This is a genomic window from Pseudomonas fluorescens (genome assembly GCF_018614775.1).
Lineage (GTDB): Bacteria > Pseudomonadota > Gammaproteobacteria > Pseudomonadales > Pseudomonadaceae > Aquipseudomonas > Aquipseudomonas fluorescens_BY.
Map to the genome: position 1 here is coordinate 1 of NZ_JAGGOF010000089.1, position 11507 is coordinate 11507.

An 11507-nucleotide genomic window follows, 5' to 3' on the forward strand; every position below is an offset into this window, starting at 1 on the left:
CTTGTTGCCTCCACCCAATCAATAGATCGATGGTGATCCCGCATTTTGCGTCTACCACAGTAGATCAATGGTGAGCCTGCCTCCGCGTACACCCCAAACCCCTGTGGGAGCGAGCCTGCTCGCGATGGCGATGGGTCAGCTTGCGGCGATGTTGGATGTGCTATGGCCATCGCGAGCAGGCTCGCTCCCACAGTGGATCTGTGGTGAACCTGCGTTTTTGCGCCCACCACAGAACCCTGTGGAAGCGAGCTTGCTCGCGATGGCGTCGGTTCTGCTGGCCCCGATTCCTACTGCACCGGCGTACCGACAAACACTTCCAACCCTTCGGCATATGCCGTGAACGCGCTGATCAAGGGGAATGACTTGCCCTCCACCTGATCCGGCACCATCAGGTTGGTGAAGCTCCAGGCCACCGCCAGGGTGAGGCCGGCCTGATCCAGCGCACCGTCGGTGTCGAGCGGCTGTTGCTCCAGTTCCCGCTCCAGCATCCCATAGGCGGCGGCAAGTTGACCCTCCACTCGTTCGACCCAGGGTGCGTGCTGGATTTCTGCAGGCCGCAGGTTGCGTTCGTAGTAGATCTGCACCGACTTCTCGCACGCCGCCAACGCCAGCCCGATCAGGCGCAAGGCGCGCAACCGTGGCCCGACTTCTTTGGGCATCAGGCTTTTCCCCGGCGCGGCCAAGGCCTCGAGATAATCGATGATCAACGTCGAATCCATCAGCACGCTGCTATCGTCCAACACCAGCGTCGGGGCCTTGACCACCGGGTTGATGTGCTGGAACTGCGTGAATTGCCTGAACACCGAGACGGACTCGTGTTCCAGGCCGATGCCCAGGCATTTGGCGGAAATGGCGACGCGTCGCACATAGGGCGAGTCCAGCATGCCGATCAGTTTCATGGCTTCTCCTTCAGCGATTCATGGGGCGAAACGTTAATCCTCGAACCCGACCTGTTCATGAATTTCATCGACCTTGAGTTCCAGCCGGTACGCCACGGCGATGAACAATGCCTGGCACAGGCACAGCGTGGCGCTCAACGAGCGGAAGGCGAACGAGCTGCCTTCGTTCACCAGCAGCACCGCGTTGGCGCGCTTGGCCAGGGGCGACAGGTTGCTGTCGGTGATGATCAGGGTCTTGGCCTGGTGGTGCTGGGCAATGCGCAGGCAGTGCTGGGTTTCCTTGCCGTAGGGCGTGAAGCTGATGGCGATGACCAGGTCGTTGGCCCGCACGCTGCGCATCTGCTCGCGGTAACTGCCCCCCAGGCCGGAGACCAGGTGGATGCGCTTGTTGGTGTGTTGCAGGTTGTAGACCAGGTAGTCGGCGACCGCGAACGAACGGCGCACGCCCACCACATAGATGTTGTCGGCGTTGACCACCAGGTCCACGGCCTTTTCGAAGGCCTGGTCGTCCAGCTCCAGCCCCAGGCGCTCAATGCCCGACAGGGTGGCGTTGACGCATTCGCGGGCCAGGTCGCCGCCACTGGCTTTCTGCGACTTGTTGGCGATCATGCTGCGGATGCGCTGCTGGTAGTTCTGCACCGGCGTGGTCTTGTGGGTGTACGCCTCGCGAAACAGCGACTGCATCTCGCTGAAGCCGCTGAAGCCGAAGCGTTGCGAGAAGCGGACGATGGCCGACGGATGCACTTCGCATTCCCGGGCGATGTCGCTGATACGGTCGACCATGATCCGGTCGCTCTGCTGGCTCATGTAGCTGGCGATGCGCTTGAGCTGGCGCGGCAGGCTTTCGTATTCGTCGGTAATCAGTTGCAACAGGCGCTCGGCATTGATCGGTGGGCTCGCGAGGGCGGCTTCGGACGCACGCTCGGACGGTGCCGGCAGATCATCGGGGCGGGTCATGGAAAAATCCTTCTGGCTTGTTCTTATAGGGCCGCCGTAAAAAAAACGCCGGCCCTCGACAATAGGTTGGCTGATCGCAGTCTACAGCGTAGGCGCAGGGAAAATCATGGGCGGACAATGTTGTAGCCATGGCTGAAACGATGCACTGCGTCTGGTTCGGTTCAGTCATAGCGTATTGGAAAAAATATTCCACGTAAAAAATTTATAGAATAATTATTGATTGTTGCCCGCCGCTCGTTTTAGTCTGCATCCACCAAGAGCGTTGGCGCCGGTTCCGGCAGCCCGCGCAGGCTGATAAAAATAACAGGAGCCAGCATGGGCCAGACTCGTTTTGCCAGTGGGCGTCAATTGGATGTGATCTGCCTGGGACGCCTGGGCGTCGACCTTTACGCGCAGCAAGTCGGGGCGCGTCTGGAAGACGTCGCCAGCTTCGCCAAGTACCTGGGTGGTTCATCGGCCAACATCGCCTTCGGCACGGCGCGGCTGGGGCTCAAGTCGGCGATGCTGAGCCGGGTAGGGGACGACCACATGGGCCGCTTCCTGGTTGAATCCCTGGCGCGCGAAGGCTGCGATGTCAGTGGCATCAAGACCGATCCCGAACGCCTGACCGCGATGGTCCTGCTGGGTATCAAGGACCGGGAAACCTTTCCGCTGGTGTTCTACCGCGAAAATTGCGCGGACATGGCGCTGCGCGCCGAGGACATCGACGAATCCTTCATTGCCGCCAGCAAGGCGTTGCTGATCACCGGTACGCATTTCTCCACCGACGGCGTCTACCAGGCCAGCATCCAGGCGCTGGACTATGCGCAAAAGCATCAGGTCAAGCGTGTCCTCGACATCGATTATCGCCCCGTGCTCTGGGGGCTGACGGGCAAGGCCGACGGGCAGACCCGTTTCGTCGCCGACCAGAAGGTCAGCCAGCACGTGCAAGGCATCCTGCCGCGCTTCGACCTGATCGTCGGCACCGAGGAAGAATTCCTGATTGCCGGCGGCAGCGAAGATCTGCTCACGGCCCTGCGCACCGTGCGTTCGCTGACGGCGGCGACCCTGGTGGTCAAGCTCGGCCCCCAAGGCTGCACGGTGATCCATGGCGACATCCCGGCGCGGCTCGAAGACGGTGCGCTGTACCCGGGGGTTCGGGTCGAAGTCCTGAATGTACTGGGTGCCGGTGATGCGTTCATGTCGGGGTTCCTCGCCGGTTGGCTGGAGGAAGCCAGCGACGAACGCTGCTGCCAGCTGGCCAATGCTTGCGGTGGTTTGGTGGTCTCGCGCCACGCCTGCGCCCCGGCGATGCCGACCCGCGCGGAACTCGACTATCTGTTCAGTAGCCCGGTGCCGATCACCCGGCCGGACCAGGACGCCGTGCTGCAACGGCTGCATCAGGTCAGCGTGCCACGCAAGGCCTGGAAACAGCTGTTCATTTTCGCCTTCGACCACCGCGGGCAACTGGTGGAACTGGCGCAGAAGGGCGGTCGCGACCTGAGCAGCATCGGCGAACTCAAACAACTGTTCATCCAGGCGGTGGAACGGGTCGAAGCCGACTTGCAACGCCAGGGCATCGAGGCCGACGTCGGTCTGCTGGCCGATCAGCGTTTTGGCCAGGACTCGCTGAATGCGGCGACCGGGCGCGGCTGGTGGGTCGCACGGCCGGTGGAAGTGCAAGGCTCGCGACCGCTGGCCTTCGAACATGGGCGTTCCATCGGCAGCAACCTGATCACCTGGCCCCAGGAGCAGATCATCAAATGCCTGGTGCAATTTCACCCTGACGACGAACCGCTGCTGCGCCTTGAACAGGAAGCGCAGTTGATGGGTTTGTACAAGGCGTCCCAGGCCAGCGGTCATGAATTGCTGCTGGAAGTCATCCCGCCCAAGGATCATCCGTCGCCGCACCCGGACGTGCTGTACCGCGCCCTCAAGCGCCTCTACAACCTGGGCATCTACCCGGCGTGGTGGAAGATCGAGGCCCAGTCCTTTGATGAGTGGCAACAACTCGACGCGCTGATCCAGCAGCGCGACCCGTATTGCCGTGGCGTGGTCCTGCTGGGCCTCAACGCCCCGGCCGCAGCGCTGGCCGATGGCTTCCGCCAGGCCAGCCAGAGCACCACCTGCCGCGGATTCGCTGTCGGCCGCACGATCTTCCAGGAGCCGAGCCGGGCCTGGATGGCCGGTGAGATCGATGATGAAACGCTGATTCGCCAGGTGCAGGGCCGGTTTGTCGAACTGATCGAGGCGTGGCGTGCAGCGCGAAGCTGAATGTTGTGAACCCTGAACCTGTGGGAGCGAGCCTGCTCGCGATAGCGGACTGACAGTTAACAATCAGTTGCCTGACCCACCGCTATCGCGAGCAGGCTCGCTCCCACAGGGTTGCACATCGTTTTCAATGGTTATGTAAAAACAATAAAAGGTGCAGCCATGCCCGCTATTCGAATTGGCATCAACCCGATTTCCTGGAGCAACGACGACCTGCCTTCCCTGGGCGGCGAGACGCCGTTGAGCACCGCGCTGAGCGAAGGCAAGGCCATCGGCTACGAAGGTTTCGAGCTCAATGGCAAATTCCCCAAGGACGCCAAGGGCGTCGGTGATGTGTTGCGTCCTTATGACCTGGCGCTGGTCTCCGGCTGGTATTCCAGTCGCCTGGCCCAGCGTTCGGCTGCCGAGGAAATCGACGCCATCGCCAGCCATGTCGAGTTGCTGGCCCAGAACGGCGCGACGGTGCTGGTCTATGGGGAAGTGGCCGACTCGATCCAGGGCCAGCGCATTCCACTGGTGGAGCGGCCGCGTTTTCACAGTGACGAAGCCTGGCAAGCCTACGCCGACAAACTCACCGAACTGGCGCGGTTCACCCTGTCGCGGGGCGTGCGCCTGGCGTATCACCACCACATGGGCGCCTACGTCGAATCGCCCTCGGACATCGACAAGCTGATGGCCCTGACCGGCAGCGAGGTCGGCTTGTTGTTCGATTCGGGCCACTGCTACATGGGCGGCGGTGAACCTTTGCAAGTGTTGCGCAAACACATCGAGCGCATCTGCCACGTGCACTTCAAGGACGTGCGCAAACCGGTGGTGCAACTGGCGCGCAACAACCTCTGGAGTTTCCCCGACTGCATCATCAACGGCACCTTCACCGTGCCCGGGGACGGCGACATCGACTTCGGCGCGTTGCTGGACGTTCTGCTGGCCGCCGATTACCAGGGCTGGCTGGTGGTGGAAGCCGAACAGGACCCCGCCGTTGCGCCGAGCTATGTCTACGCCAAGAAAGGCTACGACACCCTGCGCGCCTTGCTGCAAGAAAGGAGTGCGTCATGAGCTTGTTGATCAAGAGCCAGGCCAGCGGCCGGACCATGGTCCAGCTGCCACCCGGTGAGCTGGAATACGTCGGCTTCGCCGCCTACCGCCTGAGCCTCGGTGAGACCCTGGCGGTGGCCGCCGATGACAAGGAATTGTGCCTGGTGTTGCTCAGCGGGCGCATCGGCCTCAAGGGCGAAGCGCCGGGGCAGGGCGCGTTCGATTGGGACAACCTGGGGGATCGTCAGTCGGTCTTCGAGGACAAATCGCCCTATGCCGCCTACCTGCCGCCGGGCAGCCAGGCTCAGGTCACCGCCTTGAGCGATGTGCAGATTGCGGTGTGCGCGGCGCCGGGTTCCAGCGACAACCCATATGGCCCACGGCTGATCCGGCCCGACAGCATGAAGCGCAGCGTGCGCGGCAAGGGCGCCAACACCCGCTATGTCTGCGACATCCTGCCGGACAGCGAGCCGGCCCATTCGCTGCTGGTGGTGGAAGTGCGCACGCCGTCGGGCCACTCGTCGAGCTACCCGCCCCACAAGCACGACACCGACGACCTGCCGCACCAGAGCTTCCTGGAAGAAACCTACTACCACCAGGTCAATCCGTCCCAGGGCTTCGTGTTCCAGCGGGTCTACACGGACGATCGCAGCATCGACCAGGCCATGGCCGTGGAAAACAGCGACCTGGTGGTGGTGCCCAAGGGTTATCACCCGGTCAGCGTGCCCTATGGCTACGAGTCCTATTACCTGAACGTCATGGCCGGGCCCAAGCGCGTCTGGCAGTTCCATAACGACCCGCAGCACAGCTGGCTGCTGGACCTCTGAATTGCAGCATTCCCACGGAGAACAAGAACAATGAGCGACGCCCCGGTAGTAGGCCATTACCTCAACGGACAGGTGCAGGACGGCGATGCCGTGCGGTTCAGCAACGTCTTCAACCCGGCCACCGGTGCGGTGCAGGCCCGGGTGGCGCTGGCCGAACCCGGCACCGTCGAGGCGGCGGTGGCCTCGGCACTGGCGGCGTTCCCGGCCTGGTCCGAGCAGTCGTCGTTGCGCCGCTCGCGGGTGATGTTCAAGTTCAAGGAATTGCTCGACCGCCATCACGACGAACTGGCGCAGATCATCAGCCGTGAGCACGGCAAGGTACTGTCCGATGCCCACGGCGAAGTCACCCGGGGCATCGAGATCGTCGAGTACGCCTGCGGTGCGCCAAACCTGCTCAAGACCGATTTCAGCGACAACATCGGTGGCGGCATCGACAACTGGAACCTGCGCCAGCCCTTGGGTGTGTGCGCCGGCGTCACGCCCTTCAACTTTCCGGTGATGGTGCCGCTGTGGATGATTCCCCTGGCATTGGTTGCCGGTAACTGCTTCATCCTCAAGCCCTCGGAGCGCGATCCGTCCGCCAGTCTGCTGATGGCCCGGCTGCTGACCGAAGCCGGGCTGCCGGACGGTGTGTTCAATGTCGTCCAGGGCGACAAGGTGGCGGTGGATGCGCTGTTGCAGCACCCTGACATCGAAGCGATTTCCTTTGTTGGCTCCACGCCCATCGCCGAGTACATCCACCGGCAGGGCACGGCCAACGGCAAGCGCGTCCAGGCCCTGGGCGGCGCGAAGAACCACATGATCGTCATGCCCGACGCCGACCTCGACCAGGCGGCCGATGCGTTGATCGGTGCAGCCTATGGTTCGGCCGGTGAACGTTGCATGGCGATTTCCATTGCCGTGGCGGTGGGCGAGGTGGGCGACGAGTTGATCGCCCGGTTGCTGCCGCGCATCGATCAATTGAAGGTCGGCGACGGCCAGCAGCCGGGCACTGACATGGGGCCGCTGGTCACTGCCGAGCATAAGGCCAAGGTCGAAGGTTTCATCGATTCGGGCGTCGCCGAAGGCGCTCGCCTGATTGTCGATGGGCGTGGCTTCAGGGTGCCCGGCGCCGAGCAGGGGTTCTTCGTCGGGGCGACGCTGTTCGACCACGTGACCGCCGAGATGAGCATCTACCAGCAGGAGATTTTCGGCCCGGTGCTGGGCATCGTGCGCGTGCCGGATTTCGCCACGGCGGTGGCCCTGATCAACGCCCATGAATTCGGCAACGGCGTGTCGTGCTTCACCCGTGACGGCGGCATTGCCCGGGCGTTCGCCCGCAGCATCAAGGTCGGCATGGTGGGCATCAACGTGCCGATTCCGGTGCCCATGGCCTGGCATTCCTTTGGCGGCTGGAAGCGCTCGCTGTTCGGCGATCACCATGCCTATGGCGAAGAAGGCCTGCGCTTCTATAGCCGCTACAAAAGCGTGATGCAGCGTTGGCCCGACAGCATCGCCAAGGGCCCCGAGTTCAGCATGCCGACTGCCCAATAATCCGTTTGTACACATGCCGGAGGGACAACAACAATGAACAAGCCCCTGCGTTTCGCCTTGAACCGAATGGTCGCTCCGCATCTGTCGCTGCCCGAATTCATCGACCTGGCGCTGGCGTTGAAGACCGACGCCATCGAGATCCGCAACGACCTCAAGGGCATCGAGATCGAAGACGGCATGCCGCCGGCCCGGGTACGTGAGTTGTGCGAGGAACGGGGCATCAAGGTGCTGTCGATCAATGCGCTTTATCCCTTTGATGTGTGGAACGACGAGCGCCGTGCCCAGGCGGTGCGGCTGGCTGACTACGCCCGTGAATGCGGCGCCGAAGGGCTGGTGATGTGCCCGCTCAACGACCGCGCCGACCCCCGCAGCGAGGCTGAACGGGCGGCGGGCCTGAGTACGGCTCTTGGTGAGCTGGCGCCGATTCTTCGGGCCTTCGGCATCTACGGTTTCATCGAGCCGCTGGGCTTCGTAGCCTGCTCATTGCGGCGCAAGGCCACGGCGGTGGAGGCGATCAAGGCCATTGGCGGGCTGGATGTGTTCCGCCTGGTGCACGACACTTTTCATCATCATCTGGCGGGTGAGCAGCTGTTCTTTCCCGAGCTGACCGGCCTGGTGCACCTCTCCGGCGTCGAGGATGCCCAGGCGCCGTTGGCGACCATCCGCGACGGCCATCGGGTGCTGGTGGGCGAGGCCGACATCCTTGGCAATGCCGCGCAGATCGAAGCGTTACGGGCCGGTGGCTATGACGGCTACCTGTCCTTCGAACCGTTTGCCCAGAGCGTCCATGAACTGGCCGACATCCGCCAGGCGCTGGGGGCGAGCATGAATCACCTGCAAAATCCGCAGGCCTCCAAACAATAGGGAACCCCTGTGGGAGCGAGCCTGCTCGCGATGGCGGTATGTCAGTCAGCACTGTGACAACTGATCCACCGCCATCGCGAGCAGGCTCGCTCCCACAGGGGCATGAGCCGACCGCCAGATTTGCGTTTGAAAAAGGTGCAAGCATGACCACAACACGACTGACCATGGCCCAGGCCCTGGTGAAATTCCTCGATAACCAGTACGTCGAGGTCGACGGCGTCCAGAGCAAATTCGTCGCCGGGGTCTTTACCATTTTCGGCCACGGCAATGTGCTCGGGCTGGGCCAGGCGCTGGAACAGGATGCCGGCGACTTGGTGGTGCACCAGGGCCGTAATGAGCAGGGCATGGCCCACGCCGCCATCGGGTTTGCCAAGCAACAGCTGCGGCGCAAGGTCTACGCCTGTACCTCGTCGGTCGGCCCCGGCGCGGCGAACATGCTGACCGCAGCCGCCACGGCCACGGCCAACCGGATCCCGTTGCTGCTGTTGCCCGGCGACGTCTACGCCAGCCGCCAACCGGACCCGGTGCTGCAACAGATCGAACAGTTCCATGACCTGAGCATCAGCACCAACGACGCGTTCAAGGCCGTGAGCAAATACTGGGACCGCATCAATCGCCCCGAGCAATTGATGAGTGCCGCGATCCAGGCCATGCGCGTGCTCACCGACCCGGCTGAAACCGGCGCGGTGACGCTGGCGCTGCCCCAGGACGTGCAAGCCGAAGCCTACGATTACCCGGATTACTTCCTGCAAAAACGCGTGCATCGTATCGACCGCCGTCCGGCCACCGAGGCGATGCTCGGCGACGCCCTGGCGCTGTTCAAGGGCAAGCGCAAGCCGCTGATCATCTGCGGTGGCGGCGTCCGGTATTCCGGGGCCAACGCCGCCTTGCAGGCGTTTGCCGAGCGCTTCGACATTCCCTTCACCGAGACCCAGGCCGGCAAGAGCGCGCTGGTCTCCAGCCATCCGCTGAACGTCGGTGGCGTCGGTGAAACCGGCTGCCTGGCGGCGAACCTGCTGGCCGCCGAGGCGGACCTGATCATCGGTATCGGCACCCGCTACAGCGATTTCACCACGGGCTCGAAATGGTTGTTTCGCCAGCCGGGCGTGCAGTTCCTCAACCTCAACATCAGCCCGTGCGATGCCTTGAAGCTCGACGGCGTGCAACTGTTGGCCGATGCCCGTTCCGGGCTGGAGGCATTGTCTGCCGCGTTGGGCGACTATCGCGCCGAATGGGGTGGGCAGGTCGCCGATGCCAAGGCGCAACTGGACGCCGAAGTGGACCGGGTCTACCAGGCCGATTATCAGCTTGAGGATTTCGTCCCGGAAATCAACGATCACATGGACCCGGCGGTGTTCCGCGAATTCATCGAGCTCACCGGCTCCTGCCTGACCCAGAGCCGTGTACTGGGCACGCTCAACGAGGTCCTGGCCGATGATGCAATCATCGTCGCCGCGGCCGGCAGCCTGCCCGGTGACTTGCAGCGCAGTTGGCGCAGCAAGGGGGTGAACACCTATCACCTTGAGTACGGCTATTCGTGCATGGGTTACGAAGTGAATGCGGCGCTCGGGGTGAAACTCGCCGAGCCGGATAAAGAGGTTTATGCGCTGGTGGGGGACGGCTCCTACATGATGCTGCATTCGGAGCTGGCGACCTCGATCCAGGAGCGGCGCAAGATCAACGTGGTGTTGCTGGACAACATGACCTTCGGCTGCATCAACAACTTGCAGATGGGGAACGGCATGGACAGCTTCGCCACCGAGTTCCGTTTCCGCAGCCCGGAGACTGGCAAGCTCGACGGCGGCTTTGTGCCGGTGGACTTCGCCATGAGCGCGGCGGCCTACGGTTGCAAGACCTATAAGGTGAAGACCCTCGACGAACTGCACGCCGCCCTGGCCGATGCGCGTTTGCAGACGGTCTCCACCCTGATCGACATCAAGGTCCTGCCCAAGACCATGATCCACAGCTATCTGTCCTGGTGGCGGGTGGGCGTGGCGCAAGTCTCCACCAGCGCCCGCACCGATGCCGTCGCCAAGACCCTCAATGAACGACTGGCCCAGGCCCGTCAGTATTAATGCGCGATTCCTTAAGGAGTTCTACATGTCTTTGAAGCTGGGCGTCATCGGCACCGGGGCCATCGGCCAGGACCATATCCGTCGTTGCAGCCAGACCTTGCTCAACAGCCAGGTGGTGGCGGTGACCGACATCAACCTCGCTCAGGCCGCCAAGGTAGTGGCTGATCTGAACCTGACCGCCGAGGTCTACCCGGACGGGCATGCGCTGATCAAGGCGCCGGAGGTGGAAGCGATCCTGGTCACCTCCTGGGGGCCGAGCCATGAAGAGTTCGTGCTGGCGGCGATTGCGGCGGGTAAACCGGTGTTCTGTGAAAAGCCCCTGGCGGTCACCGCCGAAGGCTGTCGCAGGATCGTCGACGCCGAAGTGGCCCATGGCAAGCGCCTGGTGCAGGTCGGCTTCATGCGCCCATACGACGAAGGCTACCGGGCGCTCAAGGCCGTGATCGACAACGGCCAGATCGGCGAACCGCTGATGCTGCACTGCGCCCACCGCAACCCGCGGGTGGGTGAGAACTACAAGACTGACATGGCGATCACCGACACCCTGATCCACGAGCTGGATGTGCTGCGCTGGCTGTTGGCCGATGATTACGTCTCGGTGCAGGTGGTGTTCCCGCGCAAGACCAGCAAGGCCCTGGCGCACCTGCGCGACCCGCAGATCGTCCTGTTGGAAACCGTCAGGGGCACGCGCATCGACGTGGAGGTGTTCGTCAACTGTCAGTACGGCTACGACATCCAGTGCGAAGTGGTGGGGGAGACCGGCATCGCCAAGCTGCCAGAACCCTCCCAGGTGCAACTGCGCAGCGGTGCCAAGTTGTCCAACGCGATCCTGATGGACTGGAAGGACCGCTTCATCGCCGCGTATGACGTCGAACTGCAAGCGTTCATCGACGGCGTGCGCGCCGGGCAGGTCGGCGGGCCGTCGGCCTGGGATGGCTTCGCGGCGGCCGTGGCGGCCGATGCCTGTATCGAAGCGCAGCAGAGTGGGCAGATCGTCAAGGTCGACTTGCCTGAGCGCCCACGTTTCTACGGCTAACCCCAATCCTCCTTGTGGGAGCAACTGTCTT

The 11507-nt window shown here is 63.1% G+C and carries 9 protein-coding genes; 7 read left to right on the top strand and 2 right to left on the bottom strand.

What is annotated here, in order from left to right; translation table 11 throughout:
* Positions 1–287 precede the first annotated feature (287 nt).
* Positions 288–899: a glutathione S-transferase family protein gene (locus J7E36_RS20680; RefSeq protein ID WP_215007118.1), complete on the bottom strand. Its 612-nt coding sequence runs from the start codon at positions 897–899 to the stop codon at positions 288–290.
* 33 nt (positions 900–932) lie between these two features.
* Entirely contained in the window at positions 933–1856 is a 924-nt protein-coding gene (locus J7E36_RS20685) for a MurR/RpiR family transcriptional regulator (protein ID WP_215007121.1), read from the bottom strand.
* Between the two features lie 315 nt (positions 1857–2171).
* Here J7E36_RS20685 and J7E36_RS20690 point away from each other — a divergent pair, with 315 nt between their 5' ends.
* The 7 genes from J7E36_RS20690 to J7E36_RS20720 all read left to right on the top strand — a co-directional run bounded on the left by J7E36_RS20690 (position 2172) and on the right by J7E36_RS20720 (position 11476).
* Positions 2172–4109: a bifunctional 5-dehydro-2-deoxygluconokinase/5-dehydro-2-deoxyphosphogluconate aldolase gene (locus tag J7E36_RS20690; RefSeq protein ID WP_215007124.1), complete on the top strand. Its 1938-nt coding sequence runs from the start codon at positions 2172–2174 to the stop codon at positions 4107–4109.
* A gap of 159 nt (positions 4110–4268) precedes the next feature.
* On the top strand, positions 4269–5162 hold the full coding sequence (iolE, locus tag J7E36_RS20695; protein WP_215007127.1) for a myo-inosose-2 dehydratase: 894 nt from the start codon (positions 4269–4271) through the stop codon (positions 5160–5162).
* Positions 5159–5968, top strand: coding sequence for a 5-deoxy-glucuronate isomerase (gene iolB, locus J7E36_RS20700; RefSeq protein ID WP_215007130.1), 810 nt, complete (start codon positions 5159–5161; stop codon positions 5966–5968). The genes iolE and iolB overlap by 4 nt, the downstream gene beginning before the upstream one ends.
* Positions 5969–5998: 30 nt before the next feature.
* Positions 5999–7501, top strand: coding sequence for a CoA-acylating methylmalonate-semialdehyde dehydrogenase (locus J7E36_RS20705; protein WP_215007133.1), 1503 nt, complete (start codon positions 5999–6001; stop codon positions 7499–7501).
* A gap of 33 nt (positions 7502–7534) precedes the next feature.
* The gene (locus J7E36_RS20710) at positions 7535–8365 is read left to right on the top strand and encodes a TIM barrel protein (protein WP_215007136.1); all 831 of its coding nucleotides are present in this window, start codon (positions 7535–7537) and stop codon (positions 8363–8365) included.
* A 143-nt stretch (positions 8366–8508) separates the two neighbouring features.
* Positions 8509–10440 (top strand): 3D-(3,5/4)-trihydroxycyclohexane-1,2-dione acylhydrolase (decyclizing), encoded by a 1932-nt coding sequence (iolD, locus tag J7E36_RS20715; RefSeq protein ID WP_215007138.1) that lies wholly within the window; start codon positions 8509–8511, stop codon positions 10438–10440.
* 25 nt (positions 10441–10465) lie between these two features.
* Positions 10466–11476, top strand: coding sequence for a Gfo/Idh/MocA family protein (locus tag J7E36_RS20720; protein WP_215007141.1), 1011 nt, complete (start codon positions 10466–10468; stop codon positions 11474–11476).
* Positions 11477–11507 lie beyond the last annotated feature (31 nt).